General features: G+C 64.7%; 13 protein-coding genes. 12 read left to right on the top strand and 1 reads right to left on the bottom strand.

The features are described 5' to 3' along the window. Position 1 precedes the first annotated feature (1 nt). Positions 2-1,429 carry an arginine-ornithine antiporter gene (gene arcD / locus ACDI39_RS22820; RefSeq protein WP_225787214.1) on the bottom strand — a complete coding sequence of 476 codons (1,428 nt, stop codon included), beginning with the start codon at positions 1,427-1,429 and terminating at the stop codon, positions 2-4. Positions 1,430-1,865: 436 nt separating this feature from the next. Between arcD (ACDI39_RS22820) and arcD (ACDI39_RS22815) the strand changes: the two genes are divergently transcribed. The 12 genes from arcD (ACDI39_RS22815) (at position 1,866) to ACDI39_RS22760 (ending at position 16,057) form a co-directional block, all read left to right on the top strand. After that, positions 1,866-3,293: an arginine-ornithine antiporter gene (arcD, locus tag ACDI39_RS22815; RefSeq protein WP_225787213.1), complete on the top strand. Its 1,428-nt coding sequence runs from the start codon at positions 1,866-1,868 to the stop codon at positions 3,291-3,293. Between the two features lie 32 nt (positions 3,294-3,325). Continuing rightward, entirely contained in the window at positions 3,326-4,582 is a 1,257-nt protein-coding gene (gene arcA / locus ACDI39_RS22810) for an arginine deiminase (protein WP_225787212.1), read from the top strand. A gap of 69 nt (positions 4,583-4,651) precedes the next feature. Further along, complete coding sequence (locus tag ACDI39_RS22805) at positions 4,652-5,662, top strand: ornithine carbamoyltransferase (protein WP_225787211.1); 1,011 nt, start codon at positions 4,652-4,654, stop codon at positions 5,660-5,662. Positions 5,663-5,751: 89 nt separating this feature from the next. Then, on the top strand, positions 5,752-6,690 hold the full coding sequence (gene arcC / locus ACDI39_RS22800) for a carbamate kinase (RefSeq protein WP_225787210.1): 939 nt from the start codon (positions 5,752-5,754) through the stop codon (positions 6,688-6,690). 56 nt (positions 6,691-6,746) lie between these two features. Then, entirely contained in the window at positions 6,747-7,109 is a 363-nt protein-coding gene (locus ACDI39_RS22795) for a DUF5064 family protein (protein WP_225787209.1), read from the top strand. A gap of 110 nt (positions 7,110-7,219) precedes the next feature. Then, positions 7,220-8,728, top strand: coding sequence for a sigma-54-dependent transcriptional regulator (locus ACDI39_RS22790; protein ID WP_225787208.1), 1,509 nt, complete (start codon positions 7,220-7,222; stop codon positions 8,726-8,728). Between the two features lie 279 nt (positions 8,729-9,007). Further along, positions 9,008-9,391, top strand: coding sequence for a glycine cleavage system protein GcvH (gcvH, locus tag ACDI39_RS22785; RefSeq protein ID WP_225787207.1), 384 nt, complete (start codon positions 9,008-9,010; stop codon positions 9,389-9,391). Between the two features lie 12 nt (positions 9,392-9,403). Further along, positions 9,404-12,259: an aminomethyl-transferring glycine dehydrogenase gene (gene gcvP, locus ACDI39_RS22780; RefSeq protein ID WP_225787206.1), complete on the top strand. Its 2,856-nt coding sequence runs from the start codon at positions 9,404-9,406 to the stop codon at positions 12,257-12,259. A gap of 135 nt (positions 12,260-12,394) precedes the next feature. Continuing rightward, on the top strand, positions 12,395-13,771 hold the full coding sequence (locus tag ACDI39_RS22775; protein ID WP_486537075.1) for an L-serine ammonia-lyase: 1,377 nt from the start codon (positions 12,395-12,397) through the stop codon (positions 13,769-13,771). A 26-nt stretch (positions 13,772-13,797) separates the two neighbouring features. Further along, complete coding sequence (gene gcvT, locus ACDI39_RS22770; RefSeq protein ID WP_253081730.1) at positions 13,798-14,919, top strand: glycine cleavage system aminomethyltransferase GcvT; 1,122 nt, start codon at positions 13,798-13,800, stop codon at positions 14,917-14,919. A gap of 346 nt (positions 14,920-15,265) precedes the next feature. Then, positions 15,266-15,478, top strand: coding sequence for a cold-shock protein (locus tag ACDI39_RS22765; protein ID WP_225787203.1), 213 nt, complete (start codon positions 15,266-15,268; stop codon positions 15,476-15,478). Between the two features lie 90 nt (positions 15,479-15,568). Continuing rightward, positions 15,569-16,057 (top strand): RDD family protein, encoded by a 489-nt coding sequence (locus ACDI39_RS22760; protein ID WP_225787202.1) that lies wholly within the window; start codon positions 15,569-15,571, stop codon positions 16,055-16,057. Positions 16,058-16,065: the final 8 nt, after the last annotated feature.

The raw sequence follows: 16,065 nt of genomic DNA, 5'->3' as shown, positions 1-16,065 counted from the left end.
CTCACAAGCCCAGCAATCCCGAATACAGCGCATAGGCCGCCAACCCCGCCCCCACCAGCACCGCCGCGAAGATCAGCCTCTCCCACTGGGTGAACAGGGCTTGCCCCTGCTCGCGCTTGGCCCGGGCGAACAGCACCACCCCCGGCGCATAGAGCAGCGCCGACAGCAGCAGGTACTTGAGCCCTCCGGCATACAACAGCCAGATGGCATAGACCAGCGCCACCAGCGCCACCACCAGGTCCTTGCGGCGCATTCGCTCCTGCCCCGCGTAGCCCTCGCCTCGCAACGTGAGCAACACGGCGTAGGCCGCCGACCAGAAGTACGGCACCAGGATCATCGACGAGGCCAGGTAGATCAGGCTGGTGTAGGTGCCTGCGGAGAACAGCGTGATCAGCAGGAACCCCTGGATCATGCAGTTGGTCAGCCACAGGGCGTTGGCCGGCACATGGTTGGCGTTCTCGCGGGCCAGGAAGCGCGGCATGGTCTTGTCCCTGGCCGTGGCGTAGAGGATCTCGGCGCACAGCAACGCCCAGGACAGCAGGGCGCCGAGCAGCGACACCGCCAGGCCGATACTGATCAGCAAGCCTCCCCAGGGCCCGACGATGTGCTCGAGCACGGCGGCCAGCGACGGGTTCTGCAACTGCGCCAGCTCCGGCTGGGTCATCACCCCCAGCGATAGCACGTTGACCAGCACCAGCAGCGCCAGCACGCCGAGAAAACCGATCACCGTGGCCTTGCCCACGTCGCAGCGGTGCAAGGCCCGGCCGGAATAGACACTGGCGCCTTCGATGCCGATGAACACGAACACCGTCACCAGCATCATGTTGCGCACCTGCTCCAGCACGCTGCCGAACTTGGGATTGCCCAGGCCCCAGATGTCGCGGGTGAAGATGTCGGCACGAAAGGCGAAGGCGGCGATGACGATGAACATCAGCAGCGGCACGAGCTTGGCCACGGTGGTCACCTGGTTGATGAACGCCGCTTCCTTGATGCCGCGCAGCACCAGGAAGTGCACGGCCCACAGCAACAACGAGGCGCAGCCGATGGCCACCGGCGTGTTGCCCTCGCCGAATACCGGGAAGTAGAAGCCCAGGGTGCTGAACAACAGCACGAAGTAGCCGACATTGCCCAGCCAGGCGCTGATCCAGTAGCCCCAGGCCGAGGAGAAACCCATGTAGTCGCCGAAGCCGGCCTTGGCGTAGGCGTACACCCCGGAGTCCAGCTCAGGCTTGCGGTTGGCCAGGGTCTGGAACACGAAGGCCAGCGCCAGCATGCCGACGGCAGTGATGCCCCAGCCGATCAGCACAGCGCCCACGTCGGCCCGCGCCGCCATGTTCTGCGGCAACGAGAAGATCCCGCCGCCCACCATCGAACCGACCACCAGCGCGATCAACGCCCCCAGGCGCAGCTTTTGTCCCGGTTCGCTCATGGGGCCTCCCCCCTGCGTTCTGTCATACGCATGAAACAACCCTTGCGTTCATATAAAAGCTGCAGCCAATTTATATTAGACCAGGCGATCAGAGGCAGAAGATTCATAACCAGTATTTCTATGCCACCTGCAACTTCACGCCCGTTATTTCCGTGACGTGAATCACACTGCACCGGTACACAATGTGTTTACCCGGAAAATTTGCTTATTACCCAAAAGCGGCTAGCTTCAACATTCGCAGGCCGGTGGAGCGATTGCTCCAGATGGACATGGAGGTGCCAGCGCACAAGGCCTGCAGCCACGCTGTCGGCACTCTCCAGGAGGCGCGTGAAGGAATTTTCCTACTTCACAACGTCATGAACTGATCTGCATCAGCGAATGACGAAGGCGTCGGATTTATTCTGTCGTCAACTTTCTCCTGGCACGGAGTTGTTAAATGTCTGATTCTCCCGGAAAACTAAAACTGGGTGCACTTGTTGCACTTGTCGTCGGTTCGATGATTGGCGGCGGGATCTTCTCGTTGCCGCAAAACATGGCGGCCAGCGCCGGTGTCGGTGCCGTGCTGATCGGCTGGGCCATCACCGCCGTCGGCATGCTGACCCTGGCCTTCGTGTTCCAGACCCTGGCCAACCGCAAGCCTGACCTGGACGGTGGTGTGTACGCCTACGCCAAGGCCGGCTTCGGCGACTACATGGGTTTCTCCTCGGCCTGGGGCTACTGGATCAGCGCCTGGCTGGGCAACGTCGGCTACTTCGTGCTGCTGTTCAGCACCCTGGGCTACTTCTTCCCGATCTTCGGCGAAGGCAACACCCTGGCCGCCGTCATCGGTGCGTCGATCCTGCTCTGGGCCGTGCATTTCCTGGTGCTGCGCGGCATCAAGGAAGCGGCGTTCATCAACCTGATCACCACCGTGGCCAAGGTCGTGCCGCTGGCGCTGTTCGCCTTGATCTGCCTGTTCGCCTTCAAGCTCGACGTGTTCACCGCCGACATCTGGGGTGAGGGCTCACCTGACCTGGGCAGCGTGATGAACCAGGTACGCAACATGATGCTGGTCACCGTGTGGGTGTTCATCGGCATCGAGGGTGCGAGCATCTTCTCCTCGCGGGCGGAAAAACGCTCCGACGTGGGCAAGGCCACGGTCATCGGCTTCATCACCGTGCTGTTGTTCCTGGTGCTGGTCAACGTGCTGTCGCTGGGCGTGATGACCCAACCGGAACTGGCCAAGCTGCAGAACCCGTCGATGGCCGCCGTGCTCGAGCACGTGGTCGGCCACTGGGGCGCGGTGCTGATCAGCGTCGGCCTGATAATCTCGCTGCTCGGTGCCCTGCTGTCGTGGGTACTGCTGTGCGCCGAGATCATGTTCGCCGCGGCCAAGGACCACACCATGCCGGAGTTCCTGCGCCGCGAGAACGCCAACCATGTGCCGGCCAATGCCCTGTGGCTGACCAACGCCATGGTGCAGATCTTCCTGGTCATCACCCTGTTCTCCAGCAGCACCTACCTGTCGCTGATCTACCTCGCCACCTCGATGATCCTGGTGCCCTACCTCTGGTCGGCGGCCTACGCCTTCCTGCTGGCGGTACGCAGCGAAACCTACGAGCAGGCCCTGGCCGAACGGCGCAAGGACCTGATCATCGGCGGCATCGCCCTGTTGTACGCCATCTGGCTGCTGTACGCCGGCGGCGTGAAGTACCTGCTGCTCTCGGCCCTGCTCTACGCCCCTGGCGCGATCCTGTTCGCCAAGGCCAAGCGCGAGGTGGGCCAACCCATCTTCACCCCGGTGGAAAAACTGATCTTCGCGGCCGTCGTGGTCGGCGCCCTGGTGGCGGCCTATGGCCTCTACGACGGCTTCCTGACCCTTTGAACCACGTCTTCGCATTCTTGGAGGTATGAATCATGTCCACGGAAAAAGTGCAATACGGCGTCCACTCCGAAGCCGGCAAGCTGCGCAAGGTGATGGTCTGCGCCCCGGGCCTGGCGCACAAGCGCCTGACCCCGAGCAACTGCGACGAACTGCTGTTCGATGATGTGATCTGGGTCGACCAGGCCAAGCGCGACCACTTCGACTTCGTCACCAAGATGCGCGAGCGCGGCGTCGAGGTGCTGGAGATGCACAACCTGCTCACCGAGATCGTGCAGAACAAGGAAGCGCTCAAGTGGATCCTCGACCGCAAGATCACCGCTGACACCGTCGGCGTCGGCCTGACCAACGAAGTGCGCAGCTGGCTGGAAGGCCTGGAGCCGCGCCACCTGGCCGAGTTCCTGATCGGCGGCGTGGCCGGCCAGGACCTGCCGGAGAGCGAAGGCGCCAGCGTGATCAAGATGTACAACGACTACCTGGGCCACTCCAGCTTCATCCTGCCGCCGCTGCCCAACACCCAGTTCACCCGCGACACCACCTGCTGGATCTACGGCGGCGTGACGCTCAACCCGATGTACTGGCCAGCGCGTCGTCAGGAAACCCTGCTGACCACCGCCATCTACAAGTTCCACCCCGAGTTCACCAAGGCCGACTTCCAGGTCTGGTATGGAGACCCGGACAAGGACCACGGCCAGGCCACCCTCGAAGGCGGCGACGTCATGCCGATCGGCAAGGGCATCGTGCTGATCGGCATGGGCGAGCGCACCTCGCGCCAGGCCATCGGCCAACTGGCACAGAACCTGTTCGCCAAGGGCGCGGCGCAGAAGGTGATCGTCGCCGGCCTGCCGAAGTCCCGCGCCGCCATGCACCTGGACACCGTGTTCAGCTTCTGCGACCGCGACCTGGTCACGGTCTTCCCGGAAGTGGTCCGGGAGATCGTGCCGTTCATCATCCAGCCGGACGAAAGCAGGCCCTATGGCATGGACGTGCGCCGCGAGAACAAGACGTTCATCGAGGTGGTCGCCGAACAACTGGGCCTGGCCAAGCTGCGGGTGGTCGAGACCGGCGGCAACAGCTTCGCCGCCGAACGCGAGCAGTGGGATGACGGCAACAACGTGGTGGCGGTGGAGCCCGGCGTGGTCATCGGCTACGACCGCAACACCTATACCAACACCCTGCTGCGCAAGGCCGGTATCGAGGTCATCACCATCAGCGCCGGCGAGCTGGGCCGCGGCCGGGGCGGCGGCCACTGCATGACCTGCCCGATCGTGCGCGACCCGATCGACTACTAACGACCATCGCTTGCCGGCTGCCCCCACGCGGCGGCAGCCGGACACACCCCGAATCCAAGGAGAACCGTCATGGCGTTCAACATCCACAACCGCAACCTGCTCAGCCTGGAGCACCACTCCACCCGCGAGTTGAAGTACCTGCTGGACCTCTCCCGCGACCTCAAGCGCGCCAAGTACACCGGCACCGAGCAGCAGCACCTCAAAGGCAACAACATCGCCCTGATCTTCGAGAAGACCTCCACCCGCACCCGTTGCGCCTTCGAGGTCGCCGCCTATGACCAAGGCGCCAACGTCACCTACATCGACCCCAATTCTTCGCAGATCGGCCACAAGGAAAGCATGAAGGACACCGCCCGCGTGCTCGGGCGCATGTACGACGCCATCGAGTACCGGGGCTTCAAGCAAGAGATCGTCGAGGAGCTGGCCAAGTACGCCGGCGTGCCGGTGTTCAACGGCCTGACCGATGAATACCACCCGACCCAGATGATCGCCGACGTGCTGACCATGCGCGAGCACAGCGACAAGCCGCTGCACGACATCAGCTACGCCTACCTGGGCGATGCCCGCAACAACATGGGCAACTCGCTGCTGCTGATCGGCGCCAAGCTCGGCATGGACGTGCGCATCGCCGCGCCCAAGGCGCTGTGGCCGCATGACGATCTGGTCGAGCGTTGCAAGCAATACGCCGAAGAGAGCGGTGCGCGCATCACCCTCACCGAAGACCCGAAAGCCGCGGTCCAGGGCGTGGACTTCGTCCACACCGACGTCTGGGTGTCCATGGGCGAGCCGGTCGAGGCCTGGGGCGAGCGCATCAAGCTGCTGCTGCCCTACCAGGTGAACAAGGAACTGATGAAGTCCACCGGCAACCCGCGGACCAAGTTCATGCATTGCCTGCCGGCCTTCCACAACTCCGAGACCAAGGTCGGCAAGCAGATCGCCGAGCAGTACCCGAACCTGGCCAACGGCATCGAAGTGACCGACGACGTGTTCGAGTCGCCGGCGTGCATCGCCTTCGAGCAGGCGGAGAACCGCATGCACACGATCAAGGCGATCCTGGTATCGACGCTGGCCGACCTGTAACGCCACGCGCGATCCCTGTGGGAGGCGGGCCTGCTCCCTCCCACAGGCTCAGCATCGATCAGCACATTTCCGTTTAAAGGACATTCCCCATGCGTATCGTTGTTGCTTTGGGCGGCAACGCCCTGTTGCGCCGCGGCGAACCGATGACCGCCGACAACCAGCGCGCCAATATCCGCATCGCCACCGAGCAGATCGCCAAGATCCATGCCGGCAACGAACTGGTCATCGCCCACGGCAACGGTCCCCAGGTCGGCCTGCTGTCGCTCCAGGGCCAGGCCTACAAACCCGACGAGGCTTACCCGCTGGATGTGCTCGGTGCCGAAACCGAAGGCATGATCGGCTACATGATCGAACAGGAGCTGGGCAACCTGCTGCCGTTCGAAGTGCCGTTCGCCACCCTGCTCACCCAGGTGGAAGTGGATGCCAACGACCCGGCCTTCCAGGACCCGACCAAGTTCATCGGCCCGGTCTATGGCAAGGAAGAAGCCCAGCGCCTGGCCGAGGAGAAAGGCTGGGTGGTCAAGCCCGACGGCGACAAGTACCGCCGCGTCGTGGCCAGCCCCAGGCCCAAGCGCATCTTCGAGATCAAGCCGATCACCTGGCTGCTGGAGAAAGGCACCGTGGTGATCTGCGCCGGCGGCGGCGGCATCCCCACCATGTACGACCCGGCCAAGGGCGAACGCCTCCTCCAGGGCATCGAGGCGGTGATCGACAAGGACCTGTGCTCGGCACTGCTGGCCGAGCAGCTCAAGGCCGACCTTCTGGTGATCGCCACCGACGTGAACGCGGCGTACATTGACTACAACAAGCCCACCCAGAAAGCCATCGCCGAAGCCCACCCCGACGAGCTGGAAAAGCTCGGCTTCGCCGCCGGTTCCATGGGACCGAAGGTCCAGGCCGCCTGCGACTTCGCGCGCCACACCGGCAAGGTGGCGGTGATCGGTTCGCTGTCGGACATCCAGGACATCGTCAAGGGCACCGCCGGCACCCGCGTCTCCACCGCCAAGCCGGGCATCAGCTACCGTTGAGTGCAGTAGGCGGGCGTGGGGCGCCCGCCGTTTTCAACTTTCCGGAGGATTGCGCCATGGCCCAGTTCCAACCCGGTCACCTGCATATCGAGCGCCATGCGCTGACCAAGGATGACCATAGCTACAACCTGTGCATCGATTACGAGGTCGCGCAGGATCCCAAGGAAGGCAAGGGCATGCAGTTCCGCATGCACGGCAATATCCAGGGCAAGGACATGGACGAGACGTTCTTCCTGGCCAAGGACCAGGCCTTCGACTTCGCCCGCCATGTCACCCGGGTGGCGGAAAAGTACGGCATCCCGAAAAACGCCAGTAGCCTCGGCTCGTCACACAAGTACTACGACCTGATGTTCGAGGACGTACGGGCGCAACTGGACGTGAAATCCGGAGACCCCATCAAGCCCGAGCACCTGGGATAGGAGCTGCAAGCTGCAAGAGACTGCCGAACCTGCGCGATTCGCTTTTCTCTTGCAGCTTGAAGCATGAAGCTTGAAGCTATCCGCCTCCATCCCCGGCTACCGCTCCCCCAATGCGCATCCACGTCAGCTTCATCGACCGCGTCGGCATCACCCAGGAAGTCCTGGCCCTGCTCGGTGCCCGCAACCTCAACCTCGACGCCGTGGAGATGGTCCCGCCGAACGTCTACATCGACGCCCCGACCTTGAGCCCCGCCGTGCTCGAGGAACTGCACGATGCGCTGTTCGAGGTCCAGGGCGTGCAGTCGGTGGAAGTGGTCGACATCCTTCCCGGCCAGCGTCGCCACCTGCAGCTCGATGCCCTGCTCGCCGCCATGAGCGACCCGGTGCTGGCGGTAGACAGCGCCGGCAAGGTGTTGCTGGCCAACCCGGCGCTGATCGCCCTGTGCGGGCGCGAGTCGGCCGGCCGCTCGGTGGGCGAGCTGTTTGGCGACCCGGGGCTGCTCCAGGCCCTGCTGGACAACAACTTCCACCTGCCCATGCGCGAGATGCAGCTCAACGGCCAGAGCCTGCTGCTCGACGCCACGCCGATCACCAACGCCGGCGGCCTGCTCACCCTCTATCCGCCGCACCGCATGGGCGAACGCCTGTCGGCCCTGCACCACGATCACGCCGAAGGCTTCGATGCCCTGCTCGGCGACTCCCCGGCGATCCGCACCCTCAAGGCCCGTGCCCTGCGCGTGGCAGCCCTGGATGCACCGCTGCTGGTACATGGCGAGACCGGTACCGGCAAGGAGCTGGTGGCCCGCGCCTGCCATGCCACCAGCAGCCGCCATGCCGCGCCGTTCCTCGCGCTGAACTGCGCCGCACTGCCGGAGAACCTGGCCGAGAGCGAACTGTTCGGCTACGCCCCGGGCGCCTTCACCGGCGCGCAACGGGGTGGTAAGCCAGGCTTGATGGAACTGGCCAACCAGGGCACGGTGTTCCTCGACGAGATCGGCGAGATGTCGCCCTACCTGCAGGCCAAGCTGCTGCGTTTTCTCAACGACGGCAGCTTCCGTCGGGTCGGTGGCGACCGCGAGGTCAAGGTCGACGTGCGCATCATCAGCGCCACCCACCGCGACCTGGAGCGCATGGTCGCCGAAGGCACGTTCCGCGAAGACCTGTTCTATCGCCTCAACGTCCTTAACCTGCAAGTCCCGCCCCTGCGCGAACGTGGCCAGGACATCCTCCTGCTGGCGCATGTCTTCATGCAGCAGGCCTGCACCCAGATCCAGCGCCCACCCTGCCACCTGGCACCGGCCACCCACCCGGCGCTGCTGGCCAACCCCTGGCCCGGTAACGTACGTCAATTGCAGAACGTGATCTTCCGCGCCGCCGCCATCTGCGATGGCAGCCTGGTGGACATCGGCGACCTGGACATCGCCGGTACCTCGGTGGCGCGTGGCCAGGATGGTGACGTGGCCAGCCTGGAGCAAGCCGTCCAGGCCTTCGAGCGCGACCTGCTGCAGCGCCTGTACGTGAGCCATCCTTCGACTCGCCAGTTGGCCAACCGGTTGCAGACCTCGCACACCGCCATCGCCCAGCGCCTGCGTAAGTACGGGATTCCGGCGAAGGGCTGATGACGGTACGGAACATCTTCGTATCGATTTCATTACATCGTAATGAAATCGATACACGCCTTTGCAGATGCAGCTACGCAAGGGTTTGATCCAGCACAGCTTTTCAATCGCCCAACATCTGTAGCGATTTCATTACAGACTGCGGAACATGGACTTTCCCAATATCCCCTCAACCCATTGATTTATAAGCGATTGACTCATCTGGCCGCATTATTGCTAAGGGAATTCCAACCAAGAGTGCGGACCTACCGCACCCAACGCCCCCTGCGAGGAATTTCCATGAGCGAGTTGCGTTTCACCGAAGATCACGAATGGCTGCGCGTCGAGGCCGACGGCAGCGTCACCGTGGGCATCACCGCCTACGCCCAGAACGCCCTGGGCGATGTGGTCTACGTGCAACTGCCAGAACTGCAGCACTACGAAAAAGGTGCCGAAGCCTCCACCGTCGAATCGGTGAAGGCCGCCAGCGGCGTCTACATGCCCCTGACCGGTGAAGTGATCGCGGTCAACGACCAGCTCGACGCCAGCCCCGAGCTGGTCAACGAAGACCCGCTGGGCGAAGGCTGGTTCTTCCGCTTCGTCCCCGCCGACGCCAGCGCCGTGGCCAGCCTGCTCGACCAGGCCGCCTACGACCGCCTGCTCAACGCCAACGACGACGCCTGAGGAGAAGCCGCCATGACCATCGACCTCGGCACCGCCAACGAATTCATCGCCCGTCACATCGGCCCACGCAGCGCCGACGAGCAAGCCATGCTCGCCACCCTGGGCTTCGATTCCCTGGAGGCCATGACCGCCGCTGTCATCCCCGAGAGCATCAAGGGCACTAGCGTGCTGGGCGCCAGCGACGGCCAGAGCGAGGCCGATGCCCTCGCCGACCTCAAGGCCATCGCCAGCCAGAACCAGCTGTTCAAGAGCTATATCGGCCAGGGCTACTACAACTGCCATACCCCGGCGCCGATCCTGCGCAACCTGCTGGAAAACCCGGCCTGGTACACCGCCTACACCCCCTACCAGCCGGAAATCTCCCAAGGCCGCCTGGAAGCGCTGCTGAACTTCCAGACCCTGGTCAGCGACCTGACCGGCCTGCCGATCGCCAACGCATCCTTGCTCGACGAAGCCACGGCCGCCGCCGAGGCCATGACCTTCTGCAAGCGCCTGTCGAAGAACAAGGCCAGCCATGCCTTCTTCGCCTCCGTCCACTGCCACCGGCAGACCCTCGACGTGCTGCGCACCCGTGCCGAGCCCCTGGGCATCGAGGTGGTGGTCGGCGACGAGCGCGAACTGACCGACGTCAGCGCGTTCTTCGGCGCCCTGCTGCAATACCCGGCCAGCAACGGCGACGTGTTCGACTACCGTGAGCTGGTGCAACGCTTCCACGCCGCCAACGCCCTGGTAGCGGTGGCCGCCGACCTGCTGGCGCTGACCCTGCTCACCCCGCCCGGCGAGTTCGATGCGGACGTGGCCATCGGCAGCGCCCAACGTTTCGGCGTACCGCTGGGCTTCGGCGGCCCGCACGCGGCCTACTTCGCCACCCGTGACGCCTTCAAGCGCGACATGCCGGGCCGCCTGGTCGGCGTGTCGATCGACCGTTTCGGCAAGACCGCCCTGCGCCTGGCCATGCAGACCCGCGAACAGCACATCCGCCGCGAGAAAGCCACCAGCAACATTTGCACCGCCCAGGTGCTGCTGGCCAACATCGCCAGCATGTTCGCCGTGTACCACGGCCCGGCCGGCCTCAAGCGCATCGCCGAACGCACCCATGCCCTGACCGCGATCCTCGCCGCCGGCCTCGGCCAACTGGGCGTCAACGTGGTGACCGGCGCCTGCTTCGACACCCTGACCCTGGCCACCGGCGATGCCACCGCCAGCCTGCACGACAAAGCCCGCGCCCAGCGCGTCAACCTGCGCCAGGTCGACGCCACGCACCTGGGCCTGTCCCTGGACGAGACCTGCACCCAGGCCGACGTCGAGGCCCTCTGGCAACTGTTCGCCGGCGACCAGGCCCTGCCGGACTTCGCCGCCCTGGCCGCCACCGCGGCCTCGCGCCTGCCGGCCGCCCTGCTGCGCCAGTCGGCGATCCTCGCGCACCCGGTGTTCAACCGCTACCACAGCGAAACCGAGCTGATGCGCTACCTGCGCCGCCTGGCCGACAAGGACCTGGCCCTGGACCGCAGCATGATCCCGCTGGGCTCGTGCACCATGAAGCTCAACGCCGCCAGCGAGATGATCCCGGTGACCTGGGCCGAGTTCGGCAACCTGCACCCCTTCGCCCCGGCCGAGCAGAGCCAGGGCTACCTGCAGATGACCCGCGAACTGGAGGACATGCTCTGCGCCGCCACCGGCTATGACGCCGTGTCGCTGCAGCCCAATGCCGGCTCCCAGGGCGAATACGCCGGCCTGCTGGCGATCCGCGCCTACCACCGCAGCCGCGGCGAGGGCCATCGCAACATCTGCCTGATCCCCTCCTCGGCCCACGGCACCAACCCGGCGACCGCGCACATGGCCGGCATGCGCGTGGTGGTCACCGCCTGCGACGCCCGTGGCAACGTCGATGTCGACGACCTGCGCGCCAAGGCCATCGAGCACCGCGAGCAACTCGCCGCGCTGATGATCACCTACCCGTCGACCCACGGCGTGTTCGAGGAAGCGATCGGCGAGATCTGCGCGATCATCCACGACAACGGCGGCCAGGTGTACATCGACGGTGCCAACATGAACGCCATGGTCGGCCTGTGCGCACCGGGCAAGTTCGGCGGCGACGTGTCGCACCTGAACCTGCACAAGACCTTCTGCATCCCCCACGGCGGTGGCGGCCCGGGCGTCGGCCCGATCGGCGTCAAGTCGCACCTGGCCCCCTTCCTGCCGGGCCACGCGACCCTGGCCAACCCCGAGGGCGCGGTCTGTGCCGCACCGTTCGGCAGCGCCAGCATCCTGCCGATCACCTGGATGTACATCCGCATGATGGGCGGCGCCGGCCTCAAGCGCGCTTCGCAGATGGCCATCCTCAACGCCAACTACATCGCCCGTCGCCTGGAAGAGCACTATCCTGTTTTGTACACCGGTGGCAACGGCCTGGTCGCCCACGAGTGCATCCTCGACCTGCGCCCGCTCAAGGACACCAGCGGCATCAGCGTCGACGACGTGGCCAAGCGCCTGATCGACTTCGGCTTCCACGCCCCGACCATGTCCTTCCCGGTAGCCGGTACGCTGATGATCGAACCGACCGAAAGCGAGTCCAAGGAAGAACTGGACCGTTTCTGCGACGCGATGATCCAGATCCGCGAGGAAATCCGCGCCGTGGAGAACGGCAGCCTGGACAAGGACGACAACCCGCTGAAGAACGCCCCGCACACGGCGGCGGAGCTGGTCGGCGAATGGGCGCACGGCTACAGCCGCGAGCAGGCGGTGTACCCACTGCCGAGCCTGGTGGAAGGCAAGTACTGGCCGCCCGTCGGCCGGGTCGACAACGTGTACGGCGACCGCAACCTGGTCTGCGCGTGCCCGTCGATCGAGAGCTACCAGGACGCCTGATAGCCCCAGGCTCGCCATCCACCCTGTGGCAGCGGGCTTGCCCGCGAAAGCGTCGGTGAAGCCACCATCGCATTCGCGGGCAAGCCCGCCGCCACAGGTTCACCGTCATCCCGACGACCCTGGTAGGAGGTCACCATGTCATTGAGCGTCTTCGACCTGTTCAAGATCGGCATCGGCCCCTCCAGCTCCCATACCGTCGGCCCGATGCACGCTGCTGCGCGTTTCGCCGAAGGGCTGCGCCGCGAAGGCCTGCTGGCCCGCACCGCCAGCGTCAAGGCCGAGCTGTACGGCTCCCTAGGCGCCACCGGCAAGGGCCACGGCAGCGACAAGGCCGTGCTGCTGGGCCTGGAGGGCGAGCACCCGGACAGCATCGACACCGAGTCCATCCCTGCCCGCCTGCAAGCGATCCGCGACAGCGGCCGCCTGCGGCTGCTCGGCGAGCACGAGATCGCCTTCGTCGAAAAGCAGCACCTGGCGATGATCCGCAAGCCGCTGGACTACCACCCCAACGGCATGATCTTCCGCGCCTTCGACGCCGCCGGGTTGCAGATCCGCAGCCGCGAATACTACTCGGTAGGCGGCGGTTTCGTGGTCGACGAAGAGGCCGCAGGGCAGGATCGCATCGTCGAAGACACCACCGTGCTGGCCTATCCGTTCAAGACCGCCAAGGAGTTGCTCGCCCACTGCACCGCGCAGCAGCTGTCGTTCAGCCAGGTGATGCTGGCCAACGAAGCCGCCTGGCGGCCAGAGGCCGAGACCCGTGCCGGCCTGCTGCGTATCTGGCAGGTCATGCAGGACTGCGTCGAGGCCGGCTGCCGTCATGAAGGCATCCTACCTGGCGGGCTGAAGGTCAGGCGCCGTGCACCGACCCTGTACCGCCAGTTGAGCCGCCATCCGGAAGCCAGCCTGCGCGATGCCCTGTCGGTGCTCGACTGGGTCAACCTCTATGCCCTGGCGGTGAACGAGGAGAACGCCTACGGCGGACGGGTGGTCACCGCCCCGACCAACGGCGCGGCCGGCATCGTCCCGGCAGTCCTGCACTACTACATGCGCTTCGTCCCCGGTGCCAGCGAGGACGGGGTGGTGCGCTTTCTGCTCACCGCCGCGGCCATCGGCATCCTCTACAAGGAAAACGCCTCGATCTCCGGTGCCGAGGTCGGCTGCCAGGGCGAGGTCGGCGTAGCCTGCTCCATGGCCGCCGGAGCCCTGTGCGAAGTCATGGGCGGTACCCCGCAGCAAGTCGAGAACGCCGCCGAGATCGGTATGGAACACAACCTGGGCCTGACCTGCGACCCCATCGGCGGGCTGGTCCAGGTGCCTTGCATCGAGCGCAACGCCATGGGCTCGGTCAAGGCCATCAACGCGGTGCGCATGGCCTTGCGCGGCGACGGGCAGCACTACGTGTCGCTCGACAAGGTCATCCGCACCATGCGCCAGACCGGCGCCGACATGAAAAGCAAGTACAAGGAGACCGCCCGTGGCGGTCTGGCCGTCAACATCATCGAATGCTGACCCGAACACTACCTGAGGAGCCCCCGATGTCCGAAACACTGCACAAGACCCCGCTGCACGCCCTGCACCTGGAACTGGGCGCGCGCATGGTGCCGTTCGCCGGCTACGACATGCCGGTGCAGTACCCGCTGGGCGTGCTCAAGGAGCACCTGCACACCCGCGAGCAGGCCGGCCTGTTCGACGTCTCGCACATGGGGCAGATCCGCCTGCGTGGCGCCGAGGCCGCCCAGGCCCTGGAAACCCTGGTGCCGGTGGACATCGTCGACCTGCCGCTGGGCATGCAGCGCTATGCCATGTTCACCAACGAACAGGGTGGGATCCTCGACGACCTGATGGTCGCCAACCTGGGCGACGACGAGCTGTTCCTGGTGGTCAACGCCGCCTGCAAGGACCAGGACCTGGCCCACCTGCGCCAGCACATCGGCTCGCGTTGCGACATCCAGCCGCTGTTCGAAGAACGTGCGCTGCTCGCCCTGCAAGGCCCGGCGGCTGCCCAGGTGCTCGAGCGCCTGGCACCGGAGGTGGCCGGCATGACCTTCATGCAGTTCCGCCCGGTCACCCTGCTGGGCGAAGACTGCTACGTCAGCCGCTCGGGCTACACCGGTGAAGACGGTTACGAGATCTCGGTGCCGGCCGGCGCCGCCGAAGCCCTCGCCCGTCGCCTGCTGGCCGAACCCGAAGTACAGCCGATCGGCCTGGGCGCACGTGACTCGCTGCGCCTGGAAGCTGGCCTGTGCCTGTACGGCCACGACATGGACACCCGTACCACGCCAGTGGAGGCCAGCCTGCTATGGGCCATCTCCAAGGTGCGCCGTGCCGACGGCGCTCGCGCTGGCGGCTTCCCGGGCGCGCAAGCTGTGTTCGCCCAGCAGCAGCAAGGTGTCGCCCGCAAGCGTGTCGGCCTGCTGCCCCAGGAGCGCACGCCGGTACGCGAAGGTGCCGAGATCGTCGACCAGAACGGCAAGCCGGTCGGCAAGGTGTGCAGCGGTGGTTTCGGTCCGACGCTCGGTGCACCGGTCGCCATGGGTTATGTCGATAGCGAACATGCCGCGCTCGATACCGCCTTGTTTGCTGTTGTACGGGGCAAGCAGGTGGCCTTGAAAGTCAGCAAAATGCCTTTTGTCGCGCAACGTTACTATCGCGGTTGATTGTTCCCACGGCAGGTTCGGCATATTCGTTTTCGAACCTGCCTAATAACTTTTGAACATGGCGCCAGGCCAGGCACCATGCCGTTTCCGACAATTTTGTCGGTTATCGGAAAAAGCCTGAATTCCAGCGGTCCGGAGGGCTTGTTTTTGTCGACGGAGTTAGCGTAGAGTCACTGCACTGTGTTTGCATGGGTCGCAACAGTTCGTGACCTGGGCCAGTAGCTGCAATCTGCTACAACCCGTTCGACGTCTCTTACTTTCCTGCAACCCAGCCCGGTACTTTTTCATATCGTTTGGATATGAAAAAAACTGTCATCAAAAACTAAGCTTCATAGGAAACAAGACAATGGCTGAGCGTCAGAACGGTACCGTCAAGTGGTTCAATGACGAGAAAGGTTACGGCTTCATCACCCCCGAAAGCGGTCCGGATCTGTTCGTGCACTTTCGCGCCATCGAAGGTAACGGCTTCAAGAGCCTGAAAGAAGGCCAGAAGGTCTCCTTCGAAGCTGTTCAGGGCCAGAAAGGCATGCAGGCCGACAAGGTCCGCGCTGAAGGCTGATCCCAGACTTTTTCAGAAAAAGCCCCTGCCAAGTGCAGGGGCTTTTTTTTGTCCGTAGAATGTGGGCTTCGCCACTCGGAGCCGTCCTGCATGTCCAAGCCTCTGCTCAAACCCCAGGGTGATTTCCCGCCGGTCGGCCTGGGCCGTCGCCTGGCCGCGATGTTCTATGACTTCTTGCTGTGCACCGCCCTGCTGATCGTCACTGCCGGCCTCTACAAGATGGTACAGATGGCGATCATCGGCGAGGCACGCATGCGTGAGCTGACCGAGGCTGGCGCCCTGGACGGTGACCCGCTGCTGTCGACCCTCCTGCTGTTCGCCCTGTTCGGTTTCTTCGCCAAGTTCTGGACCCACGGCGGGCAGACCCTGGGCATGCAGGTGTGGGGAGTACGGGTGCAGAACGCCGACGGCAGCGCCATCAGCCTGTGGCAGGCGCTGCTGCGCTTTCTCGTGGCCATCGCCTCATGGCTGTGCCTGGGACTGGGGTTCTTCTGGTCGTTGATCGACAAGCGCAAGCGCAGCTGGCATGACATCTACTCCGAGACGCAACTGGTGCGGATTCCCAAGCAGAAGAAATGAGCTTACCG

Source organism: Pseudomonas sp. Tun-23181 (assembly GCF_057415455.1).
This window is presented reverse-complemented; position numbering and strand designations above follow the sequence as displayed.

Coding starts and splice junctions, on each gene's coding strand:
- arcD (WP_225787214.1), bottom strand. CDS start 1,429: ATGAGCGAACCGGGACAAAAGCTGCGCCTGGGGGCGTTGATCGCGCTG.
- arcD (WP_225787213.1), top strand. CDS start 1,866: ATGTCTGATTCTCCCGGAAAACTAAAACTGGGTGCACTTGTTGCACTT.
- arcA (WP_225787212.1), top strand. CDS start 3,326: ATGTCCACGGAAAAAGTGCAATACGGCGTCCACTCCGAAGCCGGCAAG.
- ACDI39_RS22805 (WP_225787211.1), top strand. CDS start 4,652: ATGGCGTTCAACATCCACAACCGCAACCTGCTCAGCCTGGAGCACCAC.
- arcC (WP_225787210.1), top strand. CDS start 5,752: ATGCGTATCGTTGTTGCTTTGGGCGGCAACGCCCTGTTGCGCCGCGGC.
- ACDI39_RS22795 (WP_225787209.1), top strand. CDS start 6,747: ATGGCCCAGTTCCAACCCGGTCACCTGCATATCGAGCGCCATGCGCTG.
- ACDI39_RS22790 (WP_225787208.1), top strand. CDS start 7,220: ATGCGCATCCACGTCAGCTTCATCGACCGCGTCGGCATCACCCAGGAA.
- gcvH (WP_225787207.1), top strand. CDS start 9,008: ATGAGCGAGTTGCGTTTCACCGAAGATCACGAATGGCTGCGCGTCGAG.
- gcvP (WP_225787206.1), top strand. CDS start 9,404: ATGACCATCGACCTCGGCACCGCCAACGAATTCATCGCCCGTCACATC.
- ACDI39_RS22775 (WP_486537075.1), top strand. CDS start 12,395: ATGTCATTGAGCGTCTTCGACCTGTTCAAGATCGGCATCGGCCCCTCC.
- gcvT (WP_253081730.1), top strand. CDS start 13,798: ATGTCCGAAACACTGCACAAGACCCCGCTGCACGCCCTGCACCTGGAA.
- ACDI39_RS22765 (WP_225787203.1), top strand. CDS start 15,266: ATGGCTGAGCGTCAGAACGGTACCGTCAAGTGGTTCAATGACGAGAAA.
- ACDI39_RS22760 (WP_225787202.1), top strand. CDS start 15,569: ATGTCCAAGCCTCTGCTCAAACCCCAGGGTGATTTCCCGCCGGTCGGC.